The organism is Neorhizobium populisoli (assembly GCF_019430945.1).
Taxonomy (GTDB): Bacteria; Pseudomonadota; Alphaproteobacteria; order Rhizobiales; family Rhizobiaceae; genus Neorhizobium; species Neorhizobium populisoli.
The window spans coordinates 754,656-771,357 of record NZ_JAHYCB010000001.1 but is presented as its reverse complement, the minus strand read 5'-3'; the positions used below and the strand labels follow the sequence as shown (position 1 = coordinate 771,357).

Here is a 16,702-nt window from a genome sequence, read left to right as displayed (position 1 = left end):
CAGGCACTTCATCCACAACATGGGATTTGAAGGTTCCGATCCGCGCCCATCGCGAAAGGGAGTAGACCCGCTGACCTTTCGATCAGCGGGTCCGTATTTCGAATTACGCTACGACGTAAGGCAGCAGGCCGAGGAAGCGGGCGCGCTTGATGGCCTGGGCCAGTTCGCGCTGCTTCTTCTGGGAAACTGCAGTGATACGGGACGGAACGATCTTGCCGCGCTCGGAAATGTAGCGCTGCAGGAGACGAACGTCCTTGTAGTCGATCCGCGGAGCGTTTGCGCCCGAGAAGGGGCAGGTCTTGCGACGGCGGTGGAACGGGCGGCGTGCCGGAGCAGAAGATGCGTCAGCCATTGAGTTTTCTCCTTAAGCTCTATTATGCACGGTCTTCGCGGGGACCACGGTCCGGGCGCGGTGCGCGCTCGAAGCCGCCTTCACGCGGAGGACGGTCACCGAATTCGCGGCGCGGCGGACGGTCACCGAATTCGCGGCGCGGGCCACGATCATCGCCATCGCGGCGCGGACGGTCGTCACGGTCGCGCTTCTGCATCATGGCGGAGGCGCCTTCTTCATGCTTCTCGACGGCGATCGTCATGTAGCGAAGAACGTCTTCGTTGATGCGCATCTGGCGCTCCATCTCATGCACGGCAGCAGCCGGTGCATCGATGTCCATCAGTGCGTAATGAGCCTTGCGGTTCTTCTTGATGCGGTAGGTTAGGGACTTGAGGCCCCAGTTTTCTACGCGCCCGACCTTGCCGCCGTTAGCTTCGAGGACGCCCTTGTACTGTTCGACGAGGGCATCAACCTGCTGAGCGGACATATCCTGCCGGGCAAGGAATACGTGTTCGTAAAGAGCCATGTAAGCTTTGCCTTTTCTTGCGGTTGTCATAACCCGGACCTCGGCGGCTAAGCCTCAACGACTGCTCCTGGACGGCGATGAAGCCAGGCAAGAAAAGTTGTTGTATCGAGACGGTCGAGAGCGGAGACACGGGAGGCTTGGACCCTTTGGTCCGTGCGGCCCGCTTGCGGCAGGCCTGCCCTCCGTTCAGCCACCAGCCAGAAGACCGGGTGTTTTGAACAAGGCGCCTTATACGGATTTTTGAGCTTATGGCAAGAGGCGATGTGATCAGCTGAGTGCCTTGGCGCGCAGCACCACAAACCATTTGTGTTTGCGGTCTGCGATAAATCCATTGTTATCCAGCGGAATGGTCTTTTTGGTGACGGAGTCGAGGACATTGAAGCCGATAACATCGATTTCGTTGTGCCGCCGCTCGACGACGAGGTCGCTATGCGACATGTACGGCGTCGTCACATCGAAGTATTTTTGCGCGTCGTCGAAGGTGCCGGCCTCCCGAACATAAGCGACGAGATCGCCCACCTGTGGCGAGGCGCCGGCCTCGGTAAGGCGGTAGCCATGGTAGAGCGAGTTCGCGATTCCGCTCTTTCGCGCTTTGATGAACTTTCTCAGCCATACCGAATGGCTTTGGGCGAACGGAAACTCGGCTTTTTTGAAGTCTGCCTCGTGGAATACGTAAGACATCCCGACCGCGGACCACGGATATTTGTCTTTGGCTATGTCCGAGGGAGTAGGCTTCCCACCGCCCACGGCATTGTAGTTCTCTATGACATATTTGGCGAATTTCAACTCGTCATCGATGTGACCGATATTGGCTTTCCCGGTGGATAGATTCCAGGTGGACGAACCCCAGTGTTTCCATTCGGTATCCGCAGCCTTCAACAAGTCCGCAATAGTTTTGGCCATTTCCTGTTCCTCCTCAGCAAGTGTCCTAGACAAAGTCGCGTTTCGCGTTGCTCCAATGCTTTCCCGCAAATTCCGGATTGGCTTCGATATGCCTCCGCAGCTTGGCGGTGCGCTCTGCCCATTTGGGATTTCCGATGGCGATGAGGGCACTGAACGGATCGGCATTTGCCAATGCGGCCTTGATCTTGGACCAGGTCTTTTTGCCTCCCCTCCCGTGATGCAGGATGTCGGCCATCACGCAGCAATGCGTCGCAGGTCTGTGATCCATATCGACTTTTTTCATGGCAGCCTCCATGAACCCGCGATAGGTCTCGATCATCTGCGAAACCTGTGCATTGCGGGCATCCACGGATGCGTGTGTCCAATGGATGAATTTCGCCGCAGCGAGAACTTCTTCATGCTCCACTGCGTGAAGGGTCGGATTGAGGTAAGCAATAAGGGCTTTGGTGCTCTTGTCGTTTTCGAGCTCGCTCTCACCAACGGGAAGGGCGGCGGCATGGATGCGGCCGTCCCGAAGAGTAAGTTCCGGGAAATAGTCGCCGGCGTCGTTGAATGTCAGCAAATTCCGGAAGTAGCAGACGAAGTCGCCGTTTGGGACATGGGCGGCGAACTGCCCAAAGCCGAAAGTAAAGGCTGCCGTGTCGTAGGTATTCAATGTGAGGAAATTGCGCCCCTCGCAATACGCTGTGGGCTCGATAAAGTCGGCCCAAAATTCGAATTTATCCCGAAAATTCGCCGCGTCGAAGTCAAGATTGGGAAGCTTCGAAGTTAAATTGAAGAGACCGATAAGTCCTTCATATTGAGTACGGGTGCCAACGTAAAAACGTTCCTTGTCATCCGCAGTTGCGAAGAAATTTTTACCTTCCTCGATAATGGTATAACTATATGGCATGGAATTACCTCCACAGGATGTCAATTTCTTGACAATTCATCCTGATGCTTGACAGATAGCGGAAGGTGCATTCGTATGGATTTGTTATTGTAAGTAGTAGTTTTTATTTGGATGCACGTCAACTATGTCGTTGAGCAATGTAGAAAAGCCTTGGAGCTTTCAGGGCACCCGAAAATTAAGGAAGAAAAGTGCTTTGCGCGTTTCTCGCGATTGATGAGAGATACCGAGGAGACAATTTTGAAACCGGCTCCTCGGTCGCAACGTGTGATTAGTTGATGGCGCCTCAGAGCGTCATCGGCCAATGCCGGTGAACGGCAGCGATATCCTTCATCACCTCTTCGGACAGCTTCACATCAACAGACGCCATATCCGTCTTCAGCTGCTCCATGCTGGTCGCGCCGATGATGATCGAGGTCATGAAGGGTCGAGTGAGGCAGAAGGCGAGCGCCATCTGGGCGAGGTCGAGGCCGTGCTTGGCGGCGACGGCGAGATAGTCCTTTACCGCCGGTTCCTGCTTCGGGGTGAGGCGACCGCCGAGATCGCCGTTGATCGAGGCTCGCGATCCTTCCGGCTTTGCGCCGTTCTGGTATTTGCCAGTCAGAAGGCCGGCCGCCAGCGGCGAATAGGCCATCAGCCCGACGTCTTCGTGATGCGCCACTTCGGCGAGGTCGAGATCGAACTGGCGATAAAGAAGGTTATATTCGTTCTGCAGCGAGGCGACGCGCGGCAAGCCCTTTTCTTCCGCAAGGCGCAGGTAGCGCATCGTGCCCCAGGCGCTTTCGTTGGAAAGGCCGATGGCGCGCACCTTGCCGGCGTTGACGAGTTCGCCGACCGTTTCGAGGATTTCGGCAATGTCGGCCAGCGATTTCTCGCGGTCCTGCTTGGATGCATCGAAGGTCCAAGAGCCACGGAAGTGATAGGTGCCGCGGTTCGGCCAGTGGATCTGGTAAAGGTCGAGGTAGTCGGTCTGCAGCCGCTTCAGGCTGGCGTCGACGGCTTCGCGGATCGTCTCGGCACAGATCTCGCGACCTTCGCGGATATGCGGACGGCCACTTCCGGCGATCTTGGAAGCGAGGATCAGGTCCTTGCGCTTGGTAGCATTGGCCTTGAGCCAGGTGCCGATATATTCCTCGGTGCGGCCATAAGTCGTCGGGCCAACGGGCGTGGTGGGGTAAAGTTCGGCAGTGTCGAAGAAGTTGACGCCGTTGGCAAATGCATAATCCATCTGCTCATGGGCTTCGGCTTCGGTGTTCTGCGTGCCCCAGGTCATCGTGCCAAGGCAAATCTCCGACACGGAAAAACCCGTGCGGCCCAAAGTTTTGTATTTCATGAAATAGGGTCCCGTCCTCAAAAGTCGGCGGGACTTTAAGCGGGTTTTATCGCAGTGCAAGAGCAAAAAACCGGGCTTTTCAACGGTTTTGCGGATGTGATTCCTTGACTCGGCAAGCTCAAGTGTGAATTGGAGAGCAAAACGAAGGGAAGGAACCATCGTGATGGCTATCGCAGCGAGCATCGCATTCACGTTTCCCGGCCAGGGCAGTCAGGCCGTCGGCATGGGCAAGGATCTGGCGGAGGCTTTTCCGGAAGCCCGCGCGGTCTTCGAAGAGGTCGACGAGGCACTTGACCAGAAGCTTTCCGACATCATGTGGAATGGCCCGGAAGAGACGCTGACGCTGACCGCCAATGCGCAGCCGGCGCTGATGGCCGTTTCGATGGCGGCGATCCGGGTTTTCGAAGCCCGCGGCCTGAAGCTTGCCGATCATGTCGCCTACGTCGCCGGCCATTCGCTCGGCGAATATTCCGCCCTCTGCGCTGCCGGCACGTTCTCGCTTGCCGATACCGCGCGCCTGCTGCGCATCCGCGGTGATGCCATGCAGTCGGCCGTTCCGGTCGGGCAGGGCGCCATGGCGGCGATCATCGGGCTCGAACATGCTGACGTCGATGCGGTCTGCACCGAGGCCCGTGCCGAAGGTGTTTGCCAGATCGCCAACGACAATGGCGGCGGCCAGCTCGTCATCTCCGGCTCCAAGGCGGCCGTCGAGAAGGCTGCGGCGCTCGCCACGGAAAAGGGAGCCAAGCGCGCCATCATGCTGCCGGTCTCCGCACCCTTCCATTCGGACCTGATGGCACCGGCGGCCGATGCCATGCGCCACGCGCTGGACAAGGTCGAGAAGAACAACCCGGTCGTGCCGGTCGTCGCCAATGTGCGAGCCGCTCCCGTTTTCGATGCCGACGAGATCGCCAAGCTGCTCGTCACCCAGGTCACCGGCCAGGTGCGCTGGCGCGAAACGGTCGAGTGGTTCGGCGCCAACGGCATCACCACGCTTTATGAGATCGGCTCCGGAAAAGTGCTGACGGGCCTTGCCCGCCGCATCGACAAGAATATTTCCGGTGTCGCCGTCAACACGCCCGCCGATATCGACGCGGCGCTCGCCGCCATTCTCGGCTGAAGAAGAGGAACATGACGATGTTTGATTTGACCGGCCGCAAGGCATTGGTGACGGGCGCAACCGGCGGGCTGGGCGAAGAGATCGCTCGCATGCTGCATGCCCAGGGCGCGATTGTCGGCCTGCATGGCACCCGCGTCGAGAAGCTCGAAGCGCTGGCCGCCGAACTCGGCGAGCGGGTGCATATCTTCCCGGCCAATCTTTCCGACCGCGACGAAGTCAAGGCGCTCGGCGAGAAGGCGGAAGCCGAGCTTGGCGGCGTCGATATCCTCGTCAACAATGCCGGCATCACCAAGGATGGTCTTTTCGTCCGCATGAGCGATGCCGACTGGGATGCGGTTCTCGAAGTCAACCTGACGGCCGTCTTCCGCCTGACGCGCGAACTGACCCATCCGATGATGCGTCGCCGCCATGGCCGCATCATCAACATCACCTCTGTCGTCGGCGTCACCGGCAATCCGGGCCAGGCGAACTACTGTGCGTCCAAGGCCGGCATGATCGGCTTCTCCAAGTCGCTTGCCCAGGAAATCGCCACCCGCAACGTGACGGTCAACTGCGTCGCGCCGGGCTTTATCGACAGCGCCATGACCGGCAAGCTGAACGACAAGCAGAAGGAAGCGATCCTCGGGGCGATCCCGATGAAGCGTATGGGCGCCGGTGCCGATATCGCCGCTGCAGTGCTTTATCTCGCCTCCAACGAGGCAGGTTACGTCACCGGCCAGACGATCCATGTCAACGGCGGCATGGCGATGATTTAAAACGTTCCGCTGCGCCGTAAAATCCCTTGTTGGCGGCGGTGCAATGGAACAAATTCTGGCTTTGCGTAGCACGGAAACCGTGTTAATCGGGCCATGACTATGAATGGTCACCCGGAAATGCAGGCCGTCACATTGCGTGAGCGCGATATGACTGGAACCTCAGCCGGGTAGAACGGGTTTGCCGGCATCGGCGCTTGAAAAAGCGGCGTCTGCTGGTTTTAACAGGGTGCGAATGCCAATCGGGCATTCGAAAAGACAAAGGTCGAGGAAACCGACATGAGCGATATCGCAGAACGCGTGAAGAAAATTGTTATTGACCATCTCGGCGTCGATGCCGACAAGGTTGTCGAAGGCGCAAGCTTCATCGACGATCTGGGCGCTGACTCTCTCGACACTGTCGAACTGGTCATGGCTTTCGAAGAAGAATTCGGCGTTGAAATCCCGGACGATGCTGCCGATTCCATTCTGACCGTCGGCGATGCCGTCAAGTTCATCGAGAAGGCCCAGGCCTGATCGATCGACAAGAGCTGGGATAAGCCGCAAGGCGAGGTCCCGACGACGGCCCGCTTGTTCGGGCCGTTTCAGCAATTAGAACATGAGAAAATATAGGGTGGGGCGCTGGCGATGAGACGGGTCGTTATCACCGGTACCGGCATGGTATCTCCTTTGGGATGTGGAACGGAAGTGAGCTGGCAGCGCCTGCTCGCCGGCCAGAACGCAGCCCGCGTCGTCACTGAATTCGAGGTCGAAGACCTCCCAGCCAAGATCGCTTGCCGTATTCCGGTCGGCGACGGTTCCGATGGTACGTTCAACGTCGACCAGTGGATGGAACCGAAAGAGCAGCGCAAGGTCGATCCCTTCATCATCTACGGTGTTGCCGCCGCCGAAATGGCACTGACCGATGCCGGCTGGCATCCGCAGACGGACGAGGATCAGATCGCCACAGGCGTCTTGATCGGCTCCGGCATCGGCGGCCTCGAAGGCATCGTCGAGGCGGGCTACACGTTGCGCGACAAAGGTCCGCGCCGCATTTCGCCCTTCTTCATTCCCGGCCGCCTGATCAACCTCGTATCCGGCCAGGTCTCGATCCGCCACAAGCTGCGCGGCCCGAACCATTCGGTGGTCACGGCTTGTTCCACCGGCGCGCATGCGATCGGTGACGCGGCCCGCCTGATCATGCTCGGCGATGCCGATGTGATGGTCGCCGGTGGCGCGGAATCGCCGATCTGCCGCATCTCGCTTGCGGGCTTTGCCGCCTGCAAGGCACTGTCCACGCAGCGCAACGACGATCCGCAGAAGGCCTCGCGTCCCTATGATCGCGACCGCGACGGTTTCGTCATGGGCGAGGGCGCCGGCATCGTGGTTCTGGAAGAGCTGGAACATGCCAAGGCGCGCGGCGCCAAGATTTACGCGGAAGTGGTCGGTTACGGCCTGTCCGGCGACGCTTTCCATATCACCGCCCCGTCGGAAGACGGCGACGGTGCGTTCCGCTGCATGACCTCGGCGCTGAAGCGCGCCGGCCTCGGCGCATCCGATCTCGATTACATCAACGCGCATGGCACTTCGACCATGGCGGATACGATCGAGCTCGGCGCCGTCGAGCGTCTGGTCGGCAATGCTGCCTCGAAGATTTCGATGTCGTCCACCAAGTCGGCGATCGGCCATCTGCTGGGTGCCGCCGGTGCGGTCGAGGCGATCTTCTCGGCGCTCGCCATTCGCGACAATATCGCACCGCCGACGCTCAATCTCGACAATCCCGACGTCGAGACGGCGATCGATCTGGTGCCGCATACCGCGCGCAAGCGCGATATCAACGTGGCGCTATCCAACTCGTTCGGTTTTGGTGGCACGAACGCCTCCCTCGTGCTGCGCCGTTACGACGCGTAACCCGTCATGGGCTGTAATGGCCGGAAATGATGGGCTGGAATTCATGTTCCGGCCCATGGCATCTTCGGGAACCTGTTTTTGCCGCATTGCTTGGCCAAACAGCGGTTCATGAGTTGTGAATTTAGTCGAGTCTTCAGGGGGCGCGGTTGAGCGATACGAACCAGGCGAATGGCCTGCCCGCCGGTAACGGCCGCGGCCCGATCATTCCGAAATCGCCGAACGAGGCCTTAAAGCCCGAACGGTTGCCGGAGCCGCCGCGCCGCTCCAAGAAGGCGCGCAGCCAGGTCATCATTTTTCTGAATTTCGTGATGACGATGATCGTGGCGCTGTGCATCGTCGCCATCGCCGCCTTCTATTACGTCGTCTCGTCCTTCCAGGAGCCCGGTCCGCTGGAAGCCAACACGCATTTCATGGTGCGGCAGGGCATGGGCGTGCAGGAAATTGCCCAGAGCCTGGAGCGCAACGGCGTTATCAGCAATGCCCGCGTCTTCCAGTACGGCACGCTCGGTTACCTGCATGGCGACAAGCGCACGCTGAAGGCCGGCGAATACGAGATCAAGGCGAAGGCCTCCATGAAGGACATCATGGAAGTGCTGGAATCCGGCAAGTCTATCCTCTATTCCGTCGTGCTGCCGGAAGGCCTGACGGTCAAGCAGATGATGCTGCGCCTCTCCGAAGATACGGTGCTGGAAGGCGATGTGCCGAACGAACTGCCGCCGGAAGGCAGCCTGCGTCCGGACACCTACAAGTTCTCGCGCGGCAGCAAGCGCACCGATATCATCCAGCAGATGCGCGTCGCCCAGCAACGTATGATCGACCAGATCTGGGAAAAGCGCGATCCTGACCTGCCGATCAAGACGAAGGAAGAGTTCGTCACGCTGGCCTCGATCGTGGAGAAGGAAACCGGCAAGGAAGACGAGCGGGCGCATGTCGCTTCCGTTTTCATCAACCGCCTGCAGCGCGGCATGCGCCTGCAATCCGACCCGACCATCGTCTACGGCATTTTCGGCGGCGAGGGCAAACCTTCCGACCGGCCGATCTACAAGTCCGACCTCGGCAAGCAGACGCCGTATAATACCTACCAGATCAAGGGCCTGCCGCCGACGCCGATCGCCAATCCGGGCCGCGCCGCACTTGAAGCGGTCGCCAATCCGTGGCGCACCAAGGACCTCTATTTCGTGGCGGACGGCACCGGCGGTCACGTATTTGCGGCAACGCTCGAGGAACATAACGCCAATGTCCGTCGTTGGCGTCGGATCGAAACCGAGCGCGCCGCCAATCCCGAAGTGGTCGATGGCCAGCCGGATGGCGATGAGGCTGAGAAGCCGCCCAGGGGCAACTGATCAATCAAGTCTTTCGAGCGGGCCTTTTCAGGCCCGTTTCGCATATCGCAATACTGGAGATGCCTATGACCTTGCAGTCCATGACCGGGTTTGCCCGCAGCGAAGGAACGAGCGGACGCAATCGTTTTGCTTGGGAACTACGCTCGGTAAACGGCAAGGGACTGGATGTGCGCCTGCGCCTGCCGCCGGGGCTCGAGCGCATGGAGCAGGATGTCCGCAAGGTAATCTCGGAAAAGTTTTCGCGCGGTAATCTGCAGGCCTCGCTGAACCTCACCATCGCCGAAACCAAGGTGGAAGCGGTGCTCAATCGTGACGCGCTCGCCGCCATCCTCGCGCTTCGCTCCGAACTCGGTGAACTCGTCGATCCGTCACCGCTGAGGCTCGACACGTTGATGGGCATTCGCGGCCTCGTCGATATCCGCGAACCGGAAGAGGGTGAGGAGGCAATCGCCGACCGCGACATCGGCATCATGCGCTGTCTCGAAGAAGCGCTCGGCAATCTCCAGGGCATGCGTGAAGGTGAGGGCGCAGCACTCGGCGCCGTGCTGCAGGGACATATTGCGAAGATCGGCGAACTCACCGCAATCGTCGAAAACGATCCGTCGCGTTCTCCGGAAGAGATCGCCCGCCGTCTTTCCATCCAGCTCGCGTCTCTGCTTCAGGAAGCCTCGTCGCTCGACCGCGACCGACTGCATGCGGAAGCCGCACTGCTCGCCACCAAGGCGGATCTTCGCGAAGAGATCGACCGGCTGAAGGCGCATGTGGTCGCCGCCGGCGATTTGATCGCAAAAGGCGGGCCGGTCGGACGTCGTCTCGATTTCCTTGCACAGGAATTTAACCGGGAATCGAATACCATCTGTTCCAAATCCAACGCGGCTGCGGTAACCGCTGCCGGTATCGAACTGAAAGTCGTGATCGACCAGTTCCGCGAACAGGTCCAGAATCTGGAGTAGAACATGAGCGCCGCCCCTTCGTCCTCGCCGTCGAAAATGTCCACGACGATCGCGCGCCGGGGGCTGATGCTCGTTCTTTCGTCGCCATCGGGTGCCGGCAAATCGACGATTGCCCGCAATCTCCTGGATACCGATGCGACGCTCGGCATTTCCGTCAGCGTCACGACGCGCCAGCGCCGCCCGAGCGAGATTGCCGGCAAGCATTACCATTTCATCTCGGTGCGCGAGTTCGAACGTCTGCGCGATTCCGATGCGCTTCTGGAATGGGCCGAAGTCCACGGCAATTTCTACGGCACGCCGCGCGAGCCGGTGGAAGAGGCGATGGCGCAGGGCCGCGACATGCTGTTCGACATCGATTGGCAGGGCGCTCGCCAGCTGCAGGAAAAAATGGCGGCGGATGTCGTCTCGATCTTCGTCCTGCCGCCGACCATGACCGAGCTTCAGTCGCGCCTGCACCGCCGTGCCGAAGATTCCGAAGAGGTGATCCGCACCCGCCTGATCAACTCCCGCTCCGAGATCGAGCATTGGCGTGCCTATGACTACGTCATCGTCAACGACGATCTCGACGAGGCATTCCGCAACGTCAACTGCATCGTCAATGCAGAGCGCGTCCGCCGCGACCGCCGCCATGGCCTGTTCGATTTCATCAGCGGCCTGCTGACCGAAGAGCCGAAACTCTAAGCTTTGCGACGCTGATAGTTCCTATCAGCATATTGCACTGGATCGAAGCGTCGCTCCGTCCTATAGCCCTGTCATCCTCTAAAGCTGCATACTTTTTGCGCTGCATGAGTCGCATGCCGGACGCGTCTGTTGCCCCGACATGAGTATGAAGGGAAGACATTCGTGGAAAAAAGTCCGTCAACCTTGAAAGCGGCCGGATGGATGATGACGGCCATCGCGTTGCTGCTGCTCATGGCCGTTTCCGGCCGGGCAATCACCCGCGAGGTCGATGTCTTCCAGGTGATGGAGATGCGCTCCGTCATCGCCTTCTTCATGCTTCTGCCGCTCGTCTATCGCGAAGGCGGTTTCAAGGCGATGCGCACCGACCTCATGAAGGTTCATATCGGCCGCAACGTCGCCCACTATGTGGGGCAGTTCGCCTGGCTGATGGGCCTGACGATCATTCCGCTGGCGCAGGTCATCGCTATCGAGTTCACGGCGCCGATCTGGGCAGCGATCATGGCGGCGATGTTCCTCGGCGAGCGGCTGACGTGGCGCAAGGGCGTGGCAATCTCTTTCGGCCTGGTCGGCGTCGCCTTTGTCGTGCGGCCGGGCACCGCGCACCTCAACCCCGGCCACCTGATTGTGCTCGGCGCCGCCTTCGTCTTCGCGATTTCCTTCATCACAACGAAGGTTCTGACCCGTTCCGACAGCGCCACCAAGATCATTTTCTGGATGCTGATCATCCAGTCGATCATCGGGCTCATTCCTGCGATACGGGTCTGGGTCTGGCCTTCCGCCGAAATCTGGCCGTGGATATTCGTCATCGCTTTCACCGGCACGTTCGCGCATTACTGCATGGCCAAGGCGCTGACCTATGGCGAGGCATCGACGATCATGCCGATGGATTATCTGCGCGTGCCGCTTTCCGCGCTGCTCGGCTATCTGCTCTATGCTGAGGCGATCGACAGCTTCACCGCGATCGGTGCTGGCCTCATCCTTGCCGGCAACCTTTTCAACCTGCGCCGGCCGAACGCCAATCGCATCCAGCAGACGCCGACCTGAGGCGTCAGTAGTTCACCAGCATGTGCGGCGTCTCCGCAGGGCCGAAGCGAGGTTTTACACCGAGCAGGGGTGCTGCGCGTCCGATAATGTCCTTGATCATCGGTGCGGCGGTGGAGGCGGCGGTTCGGCCGCCATGTACGCCGGTCTTCGGCGCATCGACGATCGACAGAACGATATATTGCGGTCGGTCCATGGGAAACGCCGCAACGAAGGCGTTGAAATTGATCGTCTTGGCATAACGGCCGTTGATCACCTTGTCGGCCGTACCGGTCTTGCCGCCGACATTGAAACCTTCCACCTGTGCACCACGCCCGGAACCCTTCAGGCCGTTCCAGGTGAAGAGGTAGCGCATATCGGCGCTCGTCCTGTCCTTGACCACCGTCTGGGAGACGATCCGTGCCTGCTCTCGGGATCGCGGCAGAAAGGTGGGCTGCACGAGGCTTCCGCCATTGATCAGCGCTGCCGCGGCGACCGCCGTCTGTAACGGCGTCGTCGCCACGCCGTGGCCGAAGGAGATGGTAACGGAATTGATCTTCTTCCACACTTTCGGCTGGGTCGGCGTCGCGACGCCCGGCATCTCGGTTTCCATCTTCGAAAGAAGCCCGAGCTTGGTCAGGAACTGCTGATGGCCCTCGATACCGACTTTATCCGCCACTGCGGCGGTGCCGATATTCGAGGAATATTGAAAGACCTCCGGGATCGTCAGCACCCGGTGCTTTCCGAAAAAGTCCTTGATGGTGAAACCGCCCATCTGGATCGGGCGCGTGGCATCGACGGTGGAATTCAGCGTGATCTTGCCTTCGTCGAGCCCCATCGCCAGCGTGAAGCTCTTGAAGGTCGAGCCCATCTCGAACGTCGCATTGCTCATCCGGTTGAACCAGCCCTTTTCGTATTCCTTGTCGACGCTGCCGTCCGGCAACATGCGGGATGGCTCGTTAGGGTCGTAGTCCGGCACCGAGGCCATCGCCAGAACTTCGCCGGTCTCGATATCGAGAATGACGGCGCCGGCTGCTTCGGCCTCGTAGTTCAGCATCGCATTTGCGACGACCTCACGAACGATGTTCTGGACACGAAGATCGATGGAAAGCTTGACCGGCTCCAGCGGCGCGTCGCTGGTCATGCCGGCCAGTCGCAGGTCGGCAAGGCCTTGCTGGTCCAGATATCGTTCCATGCCCGCAAGGCCTTGGTTATCGACATTCACATGACCGACGATATGCGAGGCAGTGACGCCTCCTGGATAGAATCTTCGCTTCTCCGGCCTGAAGCCGATACCGGGAATGCCGAGCGCCAGGATTTCAGCCTGTTGCCGCGGCGTGAGTTGTCGCTTCAGCCATTGGAATGCCGTCTTCGACCGCAGCCGCTTGTGGGTCTCGCTCCAATCGAGATAGGGGATGACGGAGGCGAGCCGTTCCACCACTTCGTCCGCATCGACGATCCGGCGTGGGTCCGCGTAAAGGGAAATCATGTCGATATCGGTCGCAAGCAGTGCTCCGTTGCGATCGACGATATCCGGCCGCGACGCCACCGCCGTACCGCTGCCGATCGCGCCGACGCTTTCGGGTTCGGCAATGCCATATTGAGCCAGGCGCCCGCCGATAATCAGAAAGGCGCAGGAAAATGCGACGATCAGGATGCCGAGCCGTTGCCGCGTCTGGTTTCTCCGAAATGCCGCACCGACAAAACTGGCATTTTTCGTCGAGACGGGGCTCTTGATGATGAAATGCGTACGGCTCTTCAGCCGGAAGACAAACGAGATCATCTCGATCCAATCCGAAAAATGCCAGCAGAAGGCGAGCCGCGCGCCGCATTGGCCCGTCGGGCGGGAAGTTGCATTCGGAGGGGATGAAAGCCAACAGGAGAATCGGTCGGCGACGCCAAGTCTTTAAAATTGCATTAATATACAATTAAACTTGTACGGATTGGTGAGCCCGCGATTAACGTCTGAACGTCTTCCGCTGGATTGCCTGTTTAGAGGCAATTCGCCAGCGTCACAAACTCTTCGACGGAGAGCGTCTCGGCGCGCCGTTGCGGATCGATGCCGGCCTTGTTCAACAGCGCTTCGCCGCCGACCGGTTTCAGGCTTTGGCGCAGCATCTTGCGGCGCTGTCCGAAGGCGGCGTGAGTGATGCGCTCAAGCTTGGAGACTTCGCAGGGCAGGGGATTGGTGCGCGGCATCAGGTGCACGACGGTGGACGTCACCTTCGGCGGCGGCGTGAAGGCTTGCGGCGGTACGTCAAACACCATATGGGCGTCCGTGCACCAGCCGGCCAATACGCCCAGGCGGCCGTAATGATCATCGTCCTGATCCGCAACGATGCGAAGGCCGACTTCCTTCTGGAACATCAGCGTCAGGCTTTCCCAGAAGGGCGGCCATTTACCGTCCGCGGGCAGCAGCCAGTTGATCAGCAGCTGGGTGCCGACATTGTAGGGCAGATTGGCGATGATTTTCACCGGACCGCCATCAGCCTTCTCCGCCGTAAGCGCCACGAAATCGGTCTTCAGCGCATCGCCCTCGATTACCTCCAGCCGGCCTGGATAGTATTCGCCGATTTCGGCAAGCGCCGGTAGGCAGCGGCTGTCGCGCTCGACGGCGATCACCTTCTTCGCGCCGAGCGAAAGGATGGCGCGCGTCAGGCCGCCGGGACCCGGACCGACCTCGAACACCGTCACACCTTCCAGCGAGCCCGCGCTGCGGGCAATCTTCTGGGTGAGGTTGAGGTCCAGCAGAAAGTTCTGGCCGAGCGCCTTTTTGGCGTCGAGCCCATGGCGCTGGATGACGTCGCGCAGCGGCGGAAGGCCGTCGAGGGTTGCCATCAGGCGGCTGCCTTCGACGCAAGCTCACCGGCAAGCTTGATCGCTTCCACAAGGCTCGTCTCGCGGGCAATGCCTTGGCCGGCAATGCCGAACGCGGTGCCATGGTCTGGCGAGGTGCGGATGAAGGGGAGGCCGAGCGTCACGTTGACGGACGTATCGAAGCCGAGCGCCTTGGCGGGGATAAGCGCCTGGTCATGATACATGCAGATCGCCACATCGTAACGGGCGCGCGCCTCCTCATGGAACATCGTATCGGCCGGCAGCGGCCCGAAGACATGGATGCCCTCGGCGCGCAGCTTGAAGATCGCCGGGTGGATAATATCCTGGTCTTCCTTGCCGATCGCGCCGTCTTCGCCCGCATGTGGATTGAGGCCGGCGACTGCCAGCCGCGGCTGCGCGATGCCGAACCGGGTCTTCAGGTCGTGATGGGTGATACGGCAGGTCTCGGCGATCAGGTCCGTCGTCAGCGCGGCGGGCACGTCCTTGATAGGGATATGGATCGTCACCGGAATGGCGCGCAGCTTCGGTCCGGCAAGCATCATCACCGGCAAAGCCTTTTTGCCCGTCGCTTTTTCCGCCAGATCAGCAAGGAATTCCGTGTGGCCGGGAAAGCCGAAGCCCGCCTGATAAAGGATCGATTTGGCGATCGGATTGGTCACCACGCCGGCTACCTTGCCTGCGAAACACAAGGATACGGCTGTTTCGATTGCGCTGATCGTGCCGCGCGCTGTTGCCACATGCGGCTCGCCGACCGCGACTTCCGTGCCCGCCGGGATCGGCAGGACGGGAAGCGCGTTCTCGAAGACCGACAATGCGTTATCGGTATTCGCTTCACGCAGGGGCACGTCGAGCCCGATCAGCTCAGCCCTTGCCTTGAGCACGGCGGGGTCGCCGAGAAAAAGGAAAGCAGGTAACTCGTTCTTTTGCCGGGAAAGCCAGGCCGCAAGCGCAATATCCGGACCTATGCCGGCAGGATCGCCCTGGGTCAGTGCCAAGGGGCGGTCGAGCGAACGATCAAGCGGCATGGATACTCCGGAAATAGGATCAGCGGCTCTCGATGACTGCCTTGCTGCGCAGCTCGTCGAGATATTTCTTGTCGTTCGGGTTTTCACCCTCTTTTTTCGTCTTGCTCGCATCTTCGGCGCGGAAAACGACTTCGGCGGCATAGTCGTCGGAAACCTGCTTCTGATTGCAGATCGCCAGAAACTCGACGCCGCGCTCCGTTACCAGGGTCGTCGTTGTACCGTTTGCCGGGGCTTTTTCGACCAGCGGCTTCCAGTTTTCCGGCATTTCCGGTGCCAGCACGCGGCCCAGGTCCTTGATGGATACATCGAGATAACCGGCGGCAAACTGTTTAGACTGTTCGCAACCGGGGAATTTGCTGCGAGCGGCATTTGCCTCCGCCTGACGTTTGCCAAGGATCGCATTGCGCTTGGCAGGCGGAACGACGAAGATCACCTGCTGAAGGAAGTATTCAGTCGTCACCGGCTTCTGCTTGGCTTCTAGCATGCGGGTGACGAGTTCCTGGTTCGACATCTTGCCGCGGCCGCCGCCATTATAGCGGGCGTTGACGAGGCGCGGCCAGCTCATCTGCACGGCGATATAGTTCTTGAAATGCTCGACGCCGACACCGGCGCGATCAAGAATTTGGCCCATCTGTGCCGTTGACAGCTTATTGCCGGCAGCGAAGCGTTCGAATGCCTTATCCACGTCCTCGGTGCTGACCGACATTTTCATGCGGGCAACTTCCTGCCTTTTGAGGACTTCGTCGATCATTACCTGGCGCGCCGTTTTCGTATCGGCCTTCTGGCGCTGCAGGCGCAGGAAGGCCACGCGGCGTGCCACGTCTGCCGTAGTGATCGGCGTCCGGTTGACGACGGCGGCGATCTCGCTGGCGGCCTGTGCTTCATGAACAGCCGGCTGCACGACGACAGAAGCAGCCAGAACGGCCGCGGCCAGCACCAGCTTACGCGCTGCGGTCATTGCGAACATGATACGAATTCCTTCTTCCGCCCCCAGCCGGCAATCTGCACCGACCGGCCTCGCTTCATACTATATTTCGGCCCGCTTGCACAATTGTTACGGCGAAACGATGACGCCGCCTGCCGTCCGACCAGGACTTC

General features: G+C 60.0%; 17 protein-coding genes. 8 read left to right on the top strand and 9 right to left on the bottom strand.

Annotated elements, in window-relative coordinates; translation table 11 throughout:
* Positions 1-103: 103 nt before the first annotated feature.
* The 5 genes from rpsR to KX729_RS03760 form a co-directional block, all read right to left on the bottom strand.
* Complete coding sequence (gene rpsR / locus KX729_RS03780) at positions 104-352, bottom strand: 30S ribosomal protein S18 (RefSeq protein ID WP_113459269.1); 249 nt, start codon at positions 350-352, stop codon at positions 104-106.
* Between the two features lie 22 nt (positions 353-374).
* Complete coding sequence (gene rpsF, locus KX729_RS03775; RefSeq protein WP_219741074.1) at positions 375-857, bottom strand: 30S ribosomal protein S6; 483 nt, start codon at positions 855-857, stop codon at positions 375-377.
* Positions 858-1,124: 267 nt separating this feature from the next.
* Positions 1,125-1,760 carry a DUF2272 domain-containing protein gene (locus KX729_RS03770; protein ID WP_219741073.1) on the bottom strand — a complete coding sequence of 212 codons (636 nt, stop codon included), beginning with the start codon at positions 1,758-1,760 and terminating at the stop codon, positions 1,125-1,127.
* A 25-nt stretch (positions 1,761-1,785) separates the two neighbouring features.
* Positions 1,786-2,652: a hypothetical protein gene (locus KX729_RS03765; protein ID WP_219741072.1), complete on the bottom strand. Its 867-nt coding sequence runs from the start codon at positions 2,650-2,652 to the stop codon at positions 1,786-1,788.
* Positions 2,653-2,935: 283 nt separating this feature from the next.
* Positions 2,936-3,982: an aldo/keto reductase gene (locus KX729_RS03760; protein WP_219741071.1), complete on the bottom strand. Its 1,047-nt coding sequence runs from the start codon at positions 3,980-3,982 to the stop codon at positions 2,936-2,938.
* Between the two features lie 163 nt (positions 3,983-4,145).
* Between KX729_RS03760 and fabD the strand changes: the two genes are divergently transcribed.
* From fabD to KX729_RS03720, 8 genes are all read left to right on the top strand, one after another.
* Complete coding sequence (fabD, locus tag KX729_RS03755) at positions 4,146-5,102, top strand: ACP S-malonyltransferase (protein ID WP_219741070.1); 957 nt, start codon at positions 4,146-4,148, stop codon at positions 5,100-5,102.
* Between the two features lie 17 nt (positions 5,103-5,119).
* Entirely contained in the window at positions 5,120-5,857 is a 738-nt protein-coding gene (fabG, locus tag KX729_RS03750; protein WP_219741213.1) for a 3-oxoacyl-[acyl-carrier-protein] reductase, read from the top strand.
* A gap of 276 nt (positions 5,858-6,133) precedes the next feature.
* Positions 6,134-6,370: an acyl carrier protein gene (locus KX729_RS03745; protein ID WP_003502080.1), complete on the top strand. Its 237-nt coding sequence runs from the start codon at positions 6,134-6,136 to the stop codon at positions 6,368-6,370.
* A 111-nt stretch (positions 6,371-6,481) separates the two neighbouring features.
* Entirely contained in the window at positions 6,482-7,744 is a 1,263-nt protein-coding gene (gene fabF / locus KX729_RS03740) for a beta-ketoacyl-ACP synthase II (protein ID WP_219741069.1), read from the top strand.
* A gap of 146 nt (positions 7,745-7,890) precedes the next feature.
* Positions 7,891-9,087 (top strand): endolytic transglycosylase MltG, encoded by a 1,197-nt coding sequence (gene mltG, locus KX729_RS03735; RefSeq protein ID WP_219741068.1) that lies wholly within the window; start codon positions 7,891-7,893, stop codon positions 9,085-9,087.
* 65 nt (positions 9,088-9,152) lie between these two features.
* Entirely contained in the window at positions 9,153-10,040 is an 888-nt protein-coding gene (locus KX729_RS03730) for a YicC/YloC family endoribonuclease (protein WP_219741067.1), read from the top strand.
* 3 nt (positions 10,041-10,043) lie between these two features.
* On the top strand, positions 10,044-10,721 hold the full coding sequence (gmk, locus tag KX729_RS03725) for a guanylate kinase (protein ID WP_219741066.1): 678 nt from the start codon (positions 10,044-10,046) through the stop codon (positions 10,719-10,721).
* Positions 10,722-10,922: 201 nt separating this feature from the next.
* Positions 10,923-11,765 (top strand): DMT family transporter, encoded by an 843-nt coding sequence (locus KX729_RS03720; protein ID WP_219741212.1) that lies wholly within the window; start codon positions 10,923-10,925, stop codon positions 11,763-11,765.
* 4 nt (positions 11,766-11,769) lie between these two features.
* Here the strand turns inward: KX729_RS03720 and KX729_RS03715 are convergent, their stop codons facing one another.
* From KX729_RS03715 to KX729_RS03700, 4 genes are all read right to left on the bottom strand, one after another.
* Entirely contained in the window at positions 11,770-13,524 is a 1,755-nt protein-coding gene (locus KX729_RS03715; RefSeq protein ID WP_219741065.1) for a peptidoglycan D,D-transpeptidase FtsI family protein, read from the bottom strand.
* 209 nt (positions 13,525-13,733) lie between these two features.
* The gene (gene rsmA, locus KX729_RS03710; protein ID WP_219741064.1) at positions 13,734-14,579 is read right to left on the bottom strand and encodes a 16S rRNA (adenine(1518)-N(6)/adenine(1519)-N(6))-dimethyltransferase RsmA; all 846 of its coding nucleotides are present in this window, start codon (positions 14,577-14,579) and stop codon (positions 13,734-13,736) included.
* A complete protein-coding gene (pdxA, locus tag KX729_RS03705; protein WP_219741063.1) occupies positions 14,579-15,604 on the bottom strand; it encodes a 4-hydroxythreonine-4-phosphate dehydrogenase PdxA in 1,026 nt (341 codons plus the stop codon). The genes rsmA and pdxA overlap by 1 nt, the downstream gene beginning before the upstream one ends.
* 19 nt (positions 15,605-15,623) lie before the next feature.
* Positions 15,624-16,571: a SurA N-terminal domain-containing protein gene (locus KX729_RS03700; protein ID WP_246617357.1), complete on the bottom strand. Its 948-nt coding sequence runs from the start codon at positions 16,569-16,571 to the stop codon at positions 15,624-15,626.
* Positions 16,572-16,702: the final 131 nt, after the last annotated feature.